This window comes from Serratia sp. DFXYC6 (genome assembly GCF_057196085.1).
In genome coordinates, this window is record NZ_JBXUNV010000001.1 from 674,814 (window position 1) to 688,551 (window position 13,738).

At 59.1% G+C, this 13,738-nt stretch carries 15 protein-coding genes and 1 tRNA gene; 13 read left to right on the forward strand and 3 right to left on the reverse strand.

Annotated features, from left to right (window positions below):
- The gene (locus AC2CGQ_RS03355) at positions 1-303 is read left to right on the forward strand and encodes a helix-turn-helix domain-containing protein (RefSeq protein WP_099982719.1); all 303 of its coding nucleotides are present in this window, start codon (positions 1-3) and stop codon (positions 301-303) included.
- Between the two features lie 122 nt (positions 304-425).
- Here AC2CGQ_RS03355 and AC2CGQ_RS03360 read toward each other — a convergent pair whose 3' ends face one another.
- A complete protein-coding gene (locus tag AC2CGQ_RS03360; protein ID WP_484593474.1) occupies positions 426-1,334 on the reverse strand; it encodes a LysR family transcriptional regulator in 909 nt (302 codons plus the stop codon).
- A 138-nt stretch (positions 1,335-1,472) separates the two neighbouring features.
- Between AC2CGQ_RS03360 and AC2CGQ_RS03365 the strand changes: the two genes are divergently transcribed.
- The 7 genes from AC2CGQ_RS03365 to AC2CGQ_RS03395 all read left to right on the forward strand — a co-directional run bounded on the left by AC2CGQ_RS03365 (position 1,473) and on the right by AC2CGQ_RS03395 (position 7,494).
- Entirely contained in the window at positions 1,473-2,393 is a 921-nt protein-coding gene (locus AC2CGQ_RS03365) for an alpha/beta hydrolase (protein ID WP_031300707.1), read from the forward strand.
- Entirely contained in the window at positions 2,393-3,325 is a 933-nt protein-coding gene (locus AC2CGQ_RS03370) for an alpha/beta hydrolase (protein WP_484593475.1), read from the forward strand. Before AC2CGQ_RS03365 ends, AC2CGQ_RS03370 begins: the two co-directional genes overlap by 1 nt.
- A 15-nt stretch (positions 3,326-3,340) precedes the next feature.
- Entirely contained in the window at positions 3,341-3,976 is a 636-nt protein-coding gene (locus tag AC2CGQ_RS03375; protein ID WP_015378474.1) for an SDR family oxidoreductase, read from the forward strand.
- Positions 3,977-4,018: 42 nt separating this feature from the next.
- Positions 4,019-4,747: an SDR family oxidoreductase gene (locus AC2CGQ_RS03380; RefSeq protein ID WP_230857995.1), complete on the forward strand. Its 729-nt coding sequence runs from the start codon at positions 4,019-4,021 to the stop codon at positions 4,745-4,747.
- Positions 4,748-4,811: 64 nt separating this feature from the next.
- Entirely contained in the window at positions 4,812-5,645 is an 834-nt protein-coding gene (locus AC2CGQ_RS03385; protein ID WP_015378472.1) for an SDR family NAD(P)-dependent oxidoreductase, read from the forward strand.
- Between the two features lie 20 nt (positions 5,646-5,665).
- Positions 5,666-6,316, forward strand: coding sequence for a flavodoxin family protein (locus AC2CGQ_RS03390; protein WP_015378471.1), 651 nt, complete (start codon positions 5,666-5,668; stop codon positions 6,314-6,316).
- 50 nt (positions 6,317-6,366) lie between these two features.
- Positions 6,367-7,494: an NADH-dependent flavin oxidoreductase gene (locus AC2CGQ_RS03395; protein ID WP_021505879.1), complete on the forward strand. Its 1,128-nt coding sequence runs from the start codon at positions 6,367-6,369 to the stop codon at positions 7,492-7,494.
- Positions 7,495-7,685: 191 nt separating this feature from the next.
- Here the strand turns inward: AC2CGQ_RS03395 and AC2CGQ_RS03400 are convergent.
- A tRNA-Asn gene (locus AC2CGQ_RS03400) sits at positions 7,686-7,761 on the reverse strand.
- Positions 7,762-8,194: 433 nt separating this feature from the next.
- Between AC2CGQ_RS03400 and AC2CGQ_RS03405 the strand changes: the two genes are divergently transcribed.
- The 5 genes from AC2CGQ_RS03405 to AC2CGQ_RS03425 all read left to right on the forward strand — a co-directional run bounded on the left by AC2CGQ_RS03405 (position 8,195) and on the right by AC2CGQ_RS03425 (position 13,234).
- Positions 8,195-9,313: a branched-chain amino acid ABC transporter substrate-binding protein gene (locus AC2CGQ_RS03405; RefSeq protein ID WP_015378469.1), complete on the forward strand. Its 1,119-nt coding sequence runs from the start codon at positions 8,195-8,197 to the stop codon at positions 9,311-9,313.
- Positions 9,314-9,437: 124 nt separating this feature from the next.
- Positions 9,438-10,352 carry an ABC transporter permease subunit gene (locus AC2CGQ_RS03410; RefSeq protein ID WP_004928592.1) on the forward strand — a complete coding sequence of 305 codons (915 nt, stop codon included), beginning with the start codon at positions 9,438-9,440 and terminating at the stop codon, positions 10,350-10,352.
- A 10-nt stretch (positions 10,353-10,362) separates the two neighbouring features.
- Complete coding sequence (gene livM / locus AC2CGQ_RS03415) at positions 10,363-11,649, forward strand: high-affinity branched-chain amino acid ABC transporter permease LivM (protein WP_015378468.1); 1,287 nt, start codon at positions 10,363-10,365, stop codon at positions 11,647-11,649.
- Entirely contained in the window at positions 11,646-12,521 is an 876-nt protein-coding gene (locus AC2CGQ_RS03420) for an ABC transporter ATP-binding protein (protein WP_004928596.1), read from the forward strand. Before livM ends, AC2CGQ_RS03420 begins: the two co-directional genes overlap by 4 nt.
- On the forward strand, positions 12,518-13,234 hold the full coding sequence (locus AC2CGQ_RS03425; RefSeq protein WP_015378467.1) for an ABC transporter ATP-binding protein: 717 nt from the start codon (positions 12,518-12,520) through the stop codon (positions 13,232-13,234). Before AC2CGQ_RS03420 ends, AC2CGQ_RS03425 begins: the two co-directional genes overlap by 4 nt.
- A 30-nt stretch (positions 13,235-13,264) precedes the next feature.
- On the opposite strand, the gene AC2CGQ_RS03430 is transcribed toward AC2CGQ_RS03425, so the two are convergent.
- Positions 13,265-13,684: a winged helix-turn-helix transcriptional regulator gene (locus AC2CGQ_RS03430; protein ID WP_160125614.1), complete on the reverse strand. Its 420-nt coding sequence runs from the start codon at positions 13,682-13,684 to the stop codon at positions 13,265-13,267.
- Between the last annotated feature and the right edge of the window lie 54 nt (positions 13,685-13,738).

Below are 13,738 nucleotides of genomic sequence, written 5' to 3' on the forward strand. Positions count from 1 at the left end.
ATGGGCAGAACGCTGGAACAGCTTATTGCGGAGGAAAAGCCCGAGGTCGTGGCCGAAGCGCAGGCAATGGCGACGGACATTATGCTGAACATCCATCTTGCCGAGCTGCGCGAGAAGGTGCAGAAAACCCAGGTTGAAATGGCGCAGGCGCTGGGTATCCGGCAACCGACCGTCGCCGTGATGGAAAAACCGGGCCGCGATCTGAAACTGTCTTCGCTTAAACGCTATGTTGAGGCGGCCGGCGGCCAACTGCGCCTGGATGTCGAACTGCCGGACGGTTCGCACTACGAATTTGTGCTGTAAGCGCTAACGGCAGAAAAGCACAAAGCCCGCTCAGGTCTTCCTGAGCGGGCTTTTCTCAACCAGAGTTTCTCTGACAGGAGACGATACCTGTGCCTGTCGGAGTGGATTCAGGCGGCAGCACGCTATTTGGGCTTCTGCGCGTCGTTAAACCTAAGCACATCGATAAGCAAAGAAAAGGCCGATCCTGGGTGCTTGCGGTGTGGGTAGTAAAGATGATACCCCGGTAAGTCCGGGGTGAACTTGTCCAGCACGCGGACGAGTTTTTTCTCGTCAAGGGCGTTCTGCACCTGATCGCAAGGCAGGTAGGCCAGGCCGTGCCCGTCGAGAGCGGCGTCCAGGATCAGGTCGATGGTGTTTAACAACAGTTGGCCTTGCATGCGAACCCGAACTTCACGTCCGCCGCGCATGAGCCGCCAACGGTTGGCGGTGCCCGATGTAGGAAGATAGAGGTTAATCGCCTGATGATCGACCAGTTGCGCCACCGAGGTCGGGGTGCCTCGCCGGGCAAGATAATCCGGCGCGCCAACGATCGCCATCGGAATATCAGGCCCAATCCGCACGGCAATCATATCCTTATCCATCTCTCCCCCCAGACGGACGCCGGCATCGAAACGTTCTGCGACCACATCGCTAAGACCATAATCGATGATGAGCTGCACGTTAATTTCTGGGTGAGATTTCAGCAGCATGCGCATGGCGGGCAGCAAAAGGGTTTTAGCGGCATGCTCCACCGTGGTGATGCGTATGGTGCCGGAAGGGCGGTTGCGCAGCTCGCCCAGTGAAGTCATGACGGAATCCAGGTCTTGCAGCATGGGACCCAGGGTCGACAAGAGCTGCTCTCCGGCCTCGGTGGGCACTACGCTGCGCGTGGTGCGCGTCAGCAGACGAAACCCCAGCCGTTCTTCGATGCGGCGGACGATCTGGCTTAACGCCGACTGCGCCATGCCCAGGCGAGCCGCGGCCCGGGTGAAGCTGCGCTCCTCGGCGACCATCACAAATGCCACCAAATCGGCTATCTCATCACGTTTCATCTCTGTTTTCCGTTCGGCTGATTAATCATTTAAGTGATAGGTCTAATCATTATTTTGGGTCTAATCATCTTAATGTTCAATGTCTATAGTGAGAATCAGAAACGATGCAGTTAACCGATCACCCTGATGAGGAACCGGATGATGAACCAGAAAATCAGCTTCACGAATAGCAATAACCCAACCATCGATCTTTCCGCAGTGCTCTACTTCCCGCCGGCCTTCGACGCGGGCCGTCAGTATCCGGCCATCGTCGTTTCTCACCCGGGGGGCGGCGTGAAAGAGCAAACCGCCGGCACCTATGCCGCAAAACTGGCGGAGCAGGGGTTCGTGACCGTGGCTTACGATGCCTCTTATCAGGGGGAAAGCGGCGGCGAACCCCGTCAGTTGGAAAACCCTTATATCCGCACCGAAGACGTCAGCGCGGTGATTGATTACCTGACCACGCTGCCTTATGTCGACAACGAGCGCATTGGCGCGATGGGCATTTGCGCCGGTGCGGGCTATACCGCCAACGCCGCGATCCAGGATCGCCGCATCAAGGCTATCGGCACCGTCAGCGCCGTCAATATCGGCTCGATGTTCCGCAACGGGTGGGAAAACAATGTGAAGTCCATTGATGCGCTGCCGTACGTTGAGGCGGGCTCCAACGCCCGCACCGGCGATATCAGCAGCGGTGAACATGCCACCATGCCGCTGGCGCCGATGAAAGAATCCGATGCGCCGAACGAAGAGCTGCGCCAGGCCTGGGAGTATTACCACACCCCGCGCGCGCAATATCCGACGGCGCCCGGCTATGCGACGCTGCGCAGCCTCAACCAGATCATTACCTACGACGCCTACCATATGGCCGAAGTGTATCTGACCCAGCCGATGCAGATCGTGGCGGGCAGCGTGGCGGGCAGTAAATGGATGAGTGACGATTTATACGACCGCGCCGCGAGCAGCGACAAGCGTTACCACATCGTCGAAGGCGCGAATCATATGGAATTGTATGACGGTAAAGCCTATGTCGCCGAAGCCGTTTCCGTCCTGGCGCCGTTCTTTGAGGAGACGCTGTAATGAAAAATGTTCGCATCCAAAACGCCGATATGGCCTGGCACATCGCCGCCCACATTCAGCTGCCGCCGGGGTTCGATGAATCCAAGCGCTACCCGACGGTGGTCAGCGTCCATCCTTTCGGCAGCTGCAAGGAACAAACCTCCGGCAATGTTTACGGTAAGGCGTTGGCGGAGCAGGGGTACGTCGTTATCGCCTATGACGCCAGTTTTCAGGGGGAGTCGGGCGGGGTGCCGCGCTGGATAGAAGATCCGACCCAGCGGGTGGAAGACATCAGCCGCGTCATCGACTATGCCGTCACCTTGCCGTATGTCGATGCGGAGCGTATCGGCGTGCTGGGCATTTGCGGCGGCGGTTATGCCGTCAATGCCACGCTGACAGAGAAACGCATCAAAGCCGTGGTGAGCATCACCGGCGTTAATATTGGGCGACTCTTCCGCGAAGGCTTCAGCGGCTACGATCCGCTGGGCGCGCTGAGCGCGATGGCTGCGCAGCGCACCCGGGAAGCGCGGGGCGGAGAGCTTCAGGTCAATGAACTGCTGCCCGCCAGTCCTCAAGAGGCAACGGCCCATGGGCTCACCGAACGCGACGTTTTCGAAGCGACAGACTATTACAAGACCGCGCGCGGTCAACAGCCGGGTGGCGCGACGCGCATGTTGTTCTCGCATGCGCAAAAAACGCTGGCCTGGGATGCCTTCGCCTTTACCGAGGTGCTGCTGACTCAGCCGGTGATGGTGGTGGTGGGCGAGAAAGTCGGTGCCTTCGGCGCCTATCGCGATGGCATGGAAGTCTATGGGCGCGCAACGGCTTCAGCGCATCGCGAGCTGGTCTCGTTAGCGGACTTTTCACATTACGAGCTGTATGACAAACCGGAAGCCGTTCGCGCAGCGATGGACAAGGTGCTGCCGTTTTTGGCCGCGCACCTGGGTGAATAACCGATGGAGAACACCATGAAGAATGTATTGATCCTTGGCGCCGGCGGCCAAATCGCCCGCCATGTTATCGACAGATTGGCGGATGAACAGTCGCTTGTGCAAACGTTGTTCGCTCGCCAGCCGGAAAAAATCCGGTCGCGCCCGGCCAACGGCCGGATCCTTATCGGCGATGTGTTGAACCCGTCCGCATTGGAACAAGCGATGCAGGGCCAGGATCTGGTGTATGCCAACCTGACGGGAGAGGATCTGGATGTGCAGGCTGAGGCGGTGATTGCCGCCATGCAGGCCAGCGGCGTCAAACGCCTGATCTTCGTTCTTTCGCTGGGGATTTATGATGAGGTCCCGGGAAAATTCGGTGAATGGAACAACGCGATCATCGGTGAGCCCCTCAAGCCATTTCGTCGGGCGGCTGACGCGATTGAAGCCTCCGGGCTGGACTACACCATTCTGCGCCCGGCCTGGTTAACGGATGAAGACCTGGTTGACTATGAGCTTACCGCCCGCGATGCGCCGTTCAAAGGAACCATCGTATCGCGCAAGAGCGTCGCCGCTTTAGTTGCCGACATCATCGAGCAACCGAAAAAACATCTGGGTGAAAACATCGGCGTCAACCAGCCGGGCACTGACGGTGACAAGCCGTATTTTATGTAAACACCCGCCATAAAATTTTTCTATAGAGGCAGGACGATGGAGATGAACAGTCTCAGCGGCAAAGTCGCTGTTATCACCGGGGCTTCAAGCGGTATTGGTGAAGCTGCCGCCCGCCGATTGGTTGCGGAAGGCGTTTCGGTCGTGCTGGTAGCAAGACGCAAAGAGCGAATCGGAAGCCTGGCTGCCGAACTGGGCGGGGGCGCCGTCGCCTTTGACGCTGACGTTGCTGATTTAGCTCAGGTCCGGTCACTTTTTAATGAGGTGAAGAGCCGCTTCGGCGGTGTGGATCTGCTTTTCAACAACGCGGGCATGGGGATTTTCGGCCGGTTCGAGGAGAGCTCACCCGAGGGCTGGCAGGAGCAGATCAATGCGAATATGTACGGCGTGTTGAACTGTTCCTACGAAGCTATCCCTCTGATGAAAAATCGCCCCGGCGCAATGATCTCCACGGTATCCAGCGTCGGGGGGAAAAGCAGCGCGCCTAACTGGGCCGTGTATTGCGCCACCAAATTTGCAGTCAGGGGGTTCTGTGACGGCTTGCGGCAGGAGCTGGCTGAAGCAGGGATACGCGTGTCATTGATTCATCCGGGGGCGGTGCATACGGAATGGGGACACAATGTTTCTGCGGACATGATGCGCGAACGTCGTGATGCCATTCAGGCTCTCATGCCGGATGATGTGGCTCGTGCATTGGTCTATTCATTTGCTCAACCGCCCGGCGTATTACTCGATGACATCGTGATACGCCCTAGTTTGCAATTGACGCTTTAGTGCCTCGACACCTCGTACTGCAATGAGGCAGTACGAGTTTTTAAACCGATTAAGGTGAACAGATATGAATCGCATTTGGTTTGTCACCGGCGCCGCGCGCGGCATGGGCGCCCATATTGTCAGGGCTGCGTTGCAACAGGGAGACTGTGTGGTCGCAACGGGGCGGGATAGGGAAAAATTGCGCCGGACATTCAGCGATGTTGCAGCGGAAAAGATTGAGCTGCTGGAGCTTGATGTTCGTGATGAACATCAGGCGCTGGCTGCTGCAGATGCGGCCGTGAGCCGTTTTGGCCGCATTGATGTATTAGTGAATAATGCCGGGTTCTGTCTGTTGGGGCGTTTTGAAGAAGCGACAGCCGAACAGATAGAGCAGCAATTTTCAACCAACGTTTTCGGCATGGCCAATGTATTGCGCGCGGTGCTGCCGGTGATGCGGCGCCAGCGGAACGGGCGCATTATCAACACCTCTTCCATCGCCGGCGTAAAAGCCGTCGCGAACGCCACATTTTATTCCGCGTCGAAGTTTGCCGTGGAAGGTATGACCCTGGCGTTGGCTGATGAGGTCGCGCCTCTTGGAATTACCGTCACCGCCGTTGAGCCCGGCTTTTTCCGCACCGAATTTCTCAATGACAGTTCTGCCCGGTACGGGGAAAGAAGCATTGCCGATTATGCCGCTTTTGGCAGCGCGCGCGAGCTACTGGCATCCGCCGATGGTCAGCAACAGGGCGATCCTGCCAAACTTGCGCAGGTGATTTGCCGGTTGGTGGAAATGGACACGCCTCCGCGCCAGCTATTAATCGGTAATGATGCTATCGATTTCGTCATGCCGACGTTGCAGTCCCGCATTGAAGAAACGTGGGAGTTTGAGGCGCTCAGCAAGACGACCGATTTTGATTAATGGCATCAAGGCGCTTACCTATGTATGGAACCCTCATCGGTTTGACGGTCGTTTTGCTGGCCATTTTGGGCGTATTGGCCTCTGTCACGCTGATTGAAAATCGACAAGCCGCCCAGTTGGCCAAGATAGAGCCTCATGCGCATTCAGGAGAAAACGCATCGCGTACCGCCGTCGTTTATTTTTCTCGTTCAGGGAATACGGCGCTGGCCGCTCGCCATATCGCTCACCGCCTGGATGCACAGCTCTTCAGGCTTGATGCGCCGAACTATGCCCCTGGCTTGCCGGGGCTGGCGTATGCGCTGAAAGACGCCACTTTGCTGAAAGAGCGGCAGGATGCGTTGCCCGAGATAACGCCGGCCAAGATTGACTTGACGCCGTTTGACACCCTCTGGTTGGGCTCGCCGATCTGGCTATACAGTCCGGCGCCGCCGATTTGGGCTTTTATTGAGAACAGCGATTTCAGCGGTAAACGGGTCATCCTGTTTAATACCCACAACAGCCACTTTTCGGACGAGCATATCGCGCGTTTTAAAGCCCAGGTGCTTGCACGGGGAGCAGTAACTTTCGAGCATCGCACGGTGCTGCGAGGGCGAATGACGCAGCAAATCACACCGGAACAGATGCTGCAATTTATCGATGATCGCTGGCTGGGAACCCCGCTGGCGAAGTGATTTTTTATGATTTTTTATTTTAGATCAAAATGTTAAATGCTGAGAGAGTTATGAAAGATCCATTAATGCAGCCATTTTTATTTAAAAACGGTCTTGAGATGCGTAATCGCATCGTGATGGCCCCAATGACCACCTGGTCAGCCAATGATGATGAAACTATTTCAGATGCGGAGTTAGCCTATTATCGGGCACGCGCGACCGGTGTTGGGTTGGTGCTGACAGGCTGTTCCCATGTACAGCGAAATGGCATCGGGTTTACTCATGAGTTCGCGGCCTATGACGATCGCTTTATTCCGAGCCTGAAACGGCTGGCGGATGCCGCTAAAAGCGGCGGCGCGCCGGCGATCCTGCAACTCTTTCACGCGGGAAATAAAGCCGTTCCGGCCTTGATCCCCGATGGCGAGCTCGTTAGCGCCAGTGCGCTAGCCGCACCGGCAGGCCCGTTTAACGATGGCAAAAAAGCCGGCCGCGCGTTAAGCCATGATGAAATTCTGACTGTGATCCGCGATTTTGGCGAAGCCACTCGCCGCGCGATTGAGGCGGGGTTCGATGGCGTGGAATTGCATGGCGCGCATGGTTTCCTGCTCCAAAACTTTTTCTCCCCGTATTTCAATCAGCGCACGGATGAATGGGGCGGTTCGCTAGAGAATCGCATGCGTTTCCCCTTGGAAGTGGCGCGCGAAGTTCGGCGAGTTATCGAACGCCATGCTACGCAGCCTTTCTTATTGGGGTATCGGTTGTCTCCGGAAGAATCCGGCGAAAAGGGACTGCGTATAGATGATTCTCTGGCGTTGGCGAACCAATTGACGGAAGAGGCGCTTATCGATTATTTGCACATCTCGCTGCACCATGTACTGACGGACACCCCTCGGGATGACGATGATGAAAAGGGTACGCTGGCAAGGTTCATTGAGCAGAATAACGGCCGTTTACCGATACTGGCCGCCGGAAAAATCACGTCGTCGGACGTGGCACGGCAAGCGCTGGATGCCGGATTGTCCATGGTCGCTTTGGGACGCGCGATGGTTATGAATCCCCAATGGGTGGAGAGAGTACAATCAGGTCATGAAGGAAGCATGAACGTCAAACTCAATTTGTCGCAAGATCCGGATGAATTACAGATCCCACATAAACTGTGGCAAGCGATTCAAAATACCCCAGGCTGGTTCCCGAGCTGAACCGCCATTGTCATGTTGTCCCTGGGGCGGTGATGATGTGCTGACATGCACCGTAAACCCTATTGAAACACCGGTTAGCGATCCAGGTAACCGGTCGTCATTCCTGGATGAATGAACCCTCTCTTGCAGCGAGTTATAACCCGAAAAGCAAAAAGCCCGCTTAAGTTGCCTTAAGCGGGCTTTTCTAAATATGGCTCCTCTGACTGGACTCGAACCAGTGACATACGGATTAACAGTCCGCCGTTCTACCGACTGAACTACAGAGGAATCGTGTGAACGGGGCGAATAATAGCGGGGCGCCTGGGGTTTGTCAAAGCGCTAAACTGCAAAAAAAGCGCGTTTGCTGGCGGAATGAACATCTTGCGCTGTTTTTCGGCATTTTCCATCGCTGTGCGGTGATTTTGCGGCCCACAACGATTGCACAAGCCTTTGCACGGCGATGGTGCAGGGCCGTTCTCCCTCTCATGCTAGCCGCACTGCCCATACTCTCGGTTATCCCCGCTACACGCCGCGCTGCAACTGATATGTAGGATGAATAAGCAAACAATATGTATTCGTCGTCACAATGGCTGGATTTTTGCTTACCCATTTTTGGGGAATGCGACTGCGCTCTCAAGAAAATTATTTTCCCCGTCTACACATAAAGTGACTGATCCGCGCCCCAGGGCGTTTCGCTACAACAGTGCTGAGGAAGATAACAATGTCATCGAAATTGATAAAAAGTCCGCTCGCTGCTTTGCTCATCGGTTGTTTAGGTACGGCTTTTTCCGCGCAGGCCGATATCGTCATCGGCGTCGCCGGGCCGTTCTCCGGGCCGAACGCCACCTATGGCGATCAGTATTGGCGCGGGGCTTCGCAGGCGGCGGCGGACATCAACGCCGCCGGCGGCATCAAAGGGGAAAAAATCAAGCTGGTGCAGGGGGATGACGCCTGCGAACCGAAGCAGGCGGTCGCGGTTGCTAACCGGCTGGTGGATCAGGACAAGGTCTCGGCGGTGGTCGGCCACTTCTGTTCCTCATCCACCATGCCCGCTTCCGAGGTGTATGACGAGGCCGGCATTATCGCCATTACCCCCGGCTCCACCAATCCGCAGATCACCGAGCGCGGCATGAAGACCATGTTCCGCATGTGCGGGCGCGACGATCAGCAGGGCGTGATCGCCACCAACTACATGCTGGATACCCTGAAGGCCAAACGCATCGCGGTGATCCACGATAAAGACACCTACGGCCAGGGGCTGGCGGACGCAGCGAAGGCGGCGATGAACAAGCGCGGGGTTAAAGAGGTGCTGTATGAGGGACTGTCGCGCGGTGAGAAAGACTTCAACGCGCTGGTGACCAAGATCGCCTCGGTCAAACCCGACGTGGTCTACTTCGGCGGCTGCCATCCGGAAGCCGGGCCGCTGGTGCGCCAGATGCGCGAGCAGGGCGTGACCGCCAAGTTCTTCTCCGGCGACTGCGTGGTGACCGAAGAGCTGGTGACCGCCGCCGGCGGGCCGCAGTACACCAACGGCGTGCTGATGACCTTCGGCAACGATCCGCGCCTGATCCCGGAGGGCAAGGCGGTGATCGCCAAGTTCCGCGCCAGCGGCTTTGAGCCGGAAGGCTACACCCTCTATTCCTACGCCTCGATCCAGGCGATCGCCGCCGCCTTTAACGCCACCGGCGGCAAAGACAGCGCCAAGGCCGCCGAATGGCTGAAGTCACACGACGTGGACACCGTGATGGGCAAGAAAGCCTGGGACCAGAAGGGCGATCTGAAGGTCTCGGACTACGTGGTCTATCAATGGGATGACAAGGGCAAATATCACCAACTGTAAACGGCCTAACCGTGAAGTTATGACCCTATGACCGACGGGCCGCCGCCTTGGCGCGCCCGTTCCGCGATGACCTTTGGGCCGCGTCGGACTGCGTTGGCGGCCTTACCAGGCGAGACTGCTCATTATGGATGTATTCTTTCTGCAACAGCTGATCAACGGCCTGACCCTCGGCGCGGTGTATGGCCTGATCGCCATCGGCTACACCATGGTTTACGGCATCATCGGCATGATTAACTTCGCCCACGGCGAGGTATATATGATCTCCGCCTACCTGTGCGCCATCGGTTTGGCGCTGCTGTCGTTCTTCGGGCTGCACTCGTTTCCGCTGCTGATCCTCGGCACGCTGGTGTTCACCATCGTCATCACCGGGGTGTACGGCTGGGTAATCGAGCGCATTGCCTACAAGCCGCTGCGCAACTCCACCCGCCTGGCGCCGCTGATCTCCGCCATCGGCATGTCGTTAATCCTGCAAAACTACGCGCAGATAAGCCAGGGGCCGCGCCAGCAGGGCATCCCGACGCTGCTGAGCGGCGTGTTCCGCCTGGAGTTCGACGGCGGCGTGGTGCAGATCACCTACACCAAAGTGTTCATTCTGGTGGCGTCGCTGCTCGGCATGGCGATCCTCACCTACATCATTCAGCGCACCCGGCTGGGGCGCATCTGCCGCGCCACCCAGCAGGATCGCAAAATGGCTTCGATTCTCGGCATCAATACCGATCGGGTGATCTCGCTGGTGTTCGTGATCGGCGCCGCCATGGCCGGGTTGGCCGGGGTGCTGATCACCATGAACTACGGCACCTTCGATTTTTACGTCGGCTTTATCATTGGCATCAAGGCCTTCACCGCCGCGGTGCTGGGCGGCATCGGATCGCTGCCGGGCGCGATGCTGGGCGGGCTGCTGCTCGGTGTGGCGGAGGCGCAGTTTGCCGGCATGGTGAATTCGGATTACAAGGACGTGTTCTCCTTCGGGTTGCTGGTGGCGATCCTGATCTTCCGTCCGCAGGGCCTGCTCGGCCGGCCCCTGATCGCCAAGGTTTAAGGAGAACGCCATGTCGCAATCCGTAATCAACGGCGGGCTGAACGTCAAACGCAGCCTGCTGGACGCTGTCTTGGCCGGGCTGATCGCCCTGATCGTGTTCGGGCCGATCGTCGGCATCGTGCTGAATGGCTACAGCTTTAACTTCGAGCCGCACCGGCTGGTATGGATCATCGTCGCGGTGATGGCCGGGCGGCTGCTGCTGAGCCTGTTCCTGCAAACCGCGCCGGGGCGCAGGGTGTTGGCGCGCTTCGACGGCGGCAACGACGGCGTTTACGTGCGGCCGCTGGGCTATAAATCCAACCTGCGCTGGATCCTGCCGCTGATGGCGGCGATCGCGCTGCTGTTCCCGTTTGTCGCCACCAAATACCTGCTGACGGTGGCGATCCTCGGCCTGATCTACGTGCTGCTCGGCCTGGGGCTGAACATTGTGGTCGGGCTGGCGGGGCTGCTCGATCTGGGGTACGTGGCGTTTTACGCCATCGGCGCCTACGGGCTGGCGCTGGGCTACCAGTATCTCGGGCTGGGGTTCTGGGCGATGCTGCCGCTGGGCGCGCTGATGGCGGCGCTGGCCGGCGCATTGCTGGGCTTCCCGGTGCTGCGCATGCACGGCGACTACCTGGCGATCGTTACGCTGGGGTTCGGCGAGATCATTCGGCTGGTGCTGAACAACTGGATGTCGCTCACCGGCGGGCCGAACGGCGTCTCGGTGCCGGCACCGACGGTGTTCGGCCTGGAGTTCGGCCGGCGCGCCAAAGACGGCGGGGTGCCGATCCACGAGTTTTTCGGCATCGATTACAACCCGAATCTCAAGTTCATTTTCATCTACGCGGTGCTGTTTTTGGTGGTGCTGCTGGTGCTGTATATCAAGCACCGGCTGACGCGCATGCCGATCGGCCGCGCCTGGGAGGCGCTGCGCGAGGATGAGATCGCCTGCCGTTCTCTGGGGCTGAATCACGTGCTGGTGAAGCTGTCGGCGTTTATGCTCGGCGCTTCCACCGCCGGGCTGGCGGGGGTGTTTTTCGCCACCTACCAGGGCTTCGTCAACCCGACTTCGTTCACCTTCTTCGAGTCGGCGCTGATCCTGGCGATCGTGGTGCTGGGCGGCATGGGCTCCACCCTCGGCGTGGTGCTGGCGGCCTTCGTGCTGACGGTGGCGCCGGAGCTGCTGCGCAGCTTCGCCGAATACCGGGTGCTGCTGTTCGGCGTGCTGATGGTGGCGATGATGATCTGGCGGCCGCGCGGGCTGGTGCGCATCAGCCGATCCAGCTTCGCCGAACGCAAGGGGGTGGCGCCATGAGCGACGCCATTTTGCGGGTGGAACACCTGATGATGCACTTTGGCGGCATCAAAGCGCTGAACGACGTCAATCTGGAGGTGGAACGCGGCTCCATCACCGCGCTGATTGGCCCCAACGGCGCCGGCAAGACCACGGTATTCAACTGCCTGACCGGCTTTTACCGCGCCAGCGGCGGCGCGATCCTGCTCAATACCCACAAGCGGCCGACCGACGTGATCCAGGTGCTGGGGCAGAAGTTCCGCGCCGGCGACTGGATACGTCCAAAGCGGCTCGGTTCGCGCCTCTACTACAAGATGTTCGGCGGCACCCACCTGGTGAACCGCGCCGGGCTGGCGCGCACCTTCCAAAATATCCGTCTGTTCCGCGAAATGTCGGTGGTGGAGAACCTGCTGGTGGCGCAGCACATGCAGAGCAACCGTAACCTGATCGCCGGGGTGCTGAATACGCCGGGCTACCGCCGGGCGGAGAGCGCCGCGCTCGATCATGCCTTCTACTGGCTGGAGGTGGTGGATCTGGTGAGCTGCGCCAACCGGCTGGCGGGAGAGATGTCTTACGGCCAGCAGCGGCGGCTGGAGATCGCGCGCGCCATGTGCACCGCGCCGGAGATGATCTGCCTCGATGAGCCGGCCGCCGGGCTGAACCCGGTGGAAACGGCCACGCTGAGCCGCATCATTCGCTTCCTGCGGCAGCATCACGGCATCACGGTGCTGTTGATCGAGCATGACATGGGCATGGTAATGGAGATCTCCGATCGGGTGATCGTGCTCGATCACGGCGATGTGATTGCCCGCGGCACGCCGCAGGAGATCCAGCACAACGAGGCGGTGATCGCCGCCTACCTGGGCGCGGACGAAGAGGAGCTGGCGGGATGAGCGAAGCGATGTTGGAATTTCGCGAGGTCGATGTGTTTTACGGGCCGATCCAGGCGCTGCGCCAGGTGTCGCTGCAGGTAAACGCCGGGGAGACGGTGGCGCTGATCGGCGCCAACGGCGCGGGCAAGTCCACGCTGTTGATGTCGATCTTCGGTCAGCCGCGCATCGCCGGCGGACAGATCCTGTTTCGCGGCGAGGACATCAGCCGCCGCTCCACGCACTTTGTTGCCAGCAGCGGCATCGCGCAGGCGCCGGAGGGGCGGCGCATCTTTCCGGACATGAGCGTGGAGGAGAACCTGCTGATGGGCACCATCACCGTCGGCAATCGCTACCTGGAAGAGGATTTGCCGCGCATGTTCGAACTGTTTCCGCGCCTCAAGGAGCGGCGCAACCAGCGGGCGATGACCATGTCCGGCGGCGAACAGCAGATGCTGGCGATCGCCCGCGCGCTGATGAGCCGGCCGAAGCTGTTGCTGCTGGACGAGCCGAGCCTGGGGCTGGCGCCGATCGTGGTGCGGCAGATCTTCGGCGTGCTGCGCGAACTGACCCGCAGCGGCATGACGCTGTTTCTGGTGGAGCAAAACGCCAACCATGCGCTGAAACTGTCCGATCGCGGCTATGTGATGGTCAACGGCCAGATCCGCCTCACCGGCAGCGGGGAAGAACTGTTGAACGATCCGGAGGTGAGAAAGGCCTATCTGGGCGGCGGCTGAGCGCCGCCCCACGGGCAGGGATGCCCGCGTTCATTTTTCGGCGTTGCGCTCTTGGCCATCGTAGTGCGAACGGGCCGCTCTGAAGGCGTCGGCGGAGGCGATAATCCACGACCAGAGTGGCAGCATGTTGAGCAGCATCTCTTCCCCCGCGTCGGTGATGGTGTAAACCACGCGGGGCAGTTTCTCCTGATAATCGCAGCGCGATATCAGCCCGTCCCGCTCGAGATGGCGCAGCGTCCGCGTCAGCATTCTCTGCGTCACGCCCGCCAGTTGGCGGCTTATCTCGCCGTGGCGCAGCGGCCCGTGAGTGCCCAGGATATGCAATACCCCCAGCGACCAACGGTTGCCCGCATGCGCGAGGATCTCACGCTTCAACCCTTCATCGTCGTTGCTCAGTTCTTCACAGAACGCCTGCGAAAATTGCAGCAGCGCTTCCCGATCGCTCGTCATATTCCTCTCCGGTATCACGCGTGTACCTAATTGAACCCGTTTTTGTCAGCTGTC

What these genes read in the sequence shown, in the direction of transcription:
- AC2CGQ_RS03360 (WP_484593474.1), bottom strand. Translation starts at nt 1,334, where the DNA reads ATGAAACGTGATGAGATAGCCGATTTGGTGGCATTTGTGATGGTCGCC.
- livM (WP_015378468.1), top strand. Translation starts at nt 10,363, where the DNA reads ATGTCGCAATCCGTAATCAACGGCGGGCTGAACGTCAAACGCAGCCTG.
- AC2CGQ_RS03420 (WP_004928596.1), top strand. Translation starts at nt 11,646, where the DNA reads ATGAGCGACGCCATTTTGCGGGTGGAACACCTGATGATGCACTTTGGC.
- AC2CGQ_RS03370 (WP_484593475.1), top strand. Translation starts at nt 2,393, where the DNA reads ATGAAAAATGTTCGCATCCAAAACGCCGATATGGCCTGGCACATCGCC.
- AC2CGQ_RS03380 (WP_230857995.1), top strand. Translation starts at nt 4,019, where the DNA reads ATGAACAGTCTCAGCGGCAAAGTCGCTGTTATCACCGGGGCTTCAAGC.
- AC2CGQ_RS03385 (WP_015378472.1), top strand. Translation starts at nt 4,812, where the DNA reads ATGAATCGCATTTGGTTTGTCACCGGCGCCGCGCGCGGCATGGGCGCC.
- AC2CGQ_RS03425 (WP_015378467.1), top strand. Translation starts at nt 12,518, where the DNA reads ATGAGCGAAGCGATGTTGGAATTTCGCGAGGTCGATGTGTTTTACGGG.
- AC2CGQ_RS03375 (WP_015378474.1), top strand. Translation starts at nt 3,341, where the DNA reads ATGAAGAATGTATTGATCCTTGGCGCCGGCGGCCAAATCGCCCGCCAT.
- AC2CGQ_RS03430 (WP_160125614.1), bottom strand. Translation starts at nt 13,684, where the DNA reads ATGACGAGCGATCGGGAAGCGCTGCTGCAATTTTCGCAGGCGTTCTGT.
- AC2CGQ_RS03390 (WP_015378471.1), top strand. Translation starts at nt 5,666, where the DNA reads ATGTATGGAACCCTCATCGGTTTGACGGTCGTTTTGCTGGCCATTTTG.
- AC2CGQ_RS03365 (WP_031300707.1), top strand. Translation starts at nt 1,473, where the DNA reads ATGATGAACCAGAAAATCAGCTTCACGAATAGCAATAACCCAACCATC.
- AC2CGQ_RS03395 (WP_021505879.1), top strand. Translation starts at nt 6,367, where the DNA reads ATGAAAGATCCATTAATGCAGCCATTTTTATTTAAAAACGGTCTTGAG.
- AC2CGQ_RS03410 (WP_004928592.1), top strand. Translation starts at nt 9,438, where the DNA reads ATGGATGTATTCTTTCTGCAACAGCTGATCAACGGCCTGACCCTCGGC.
- AC2CGQ_RS03355 (WP_099982719.1), top strand. Translation starts at nt 1, where the DNA reads ATGGGCAGAACGCTGGAACAGCTTATTGCGGAGGAAAAGCCCGAGGTC.
- AC2CGQ_RS03405 (WP_015378469.1), top strand. Translation starts at nt 8,195, where the DNA reads ATGTCATCGAAATTGATAAAAAGTCCGCTCGCTGCTTTGCTCATCGGT.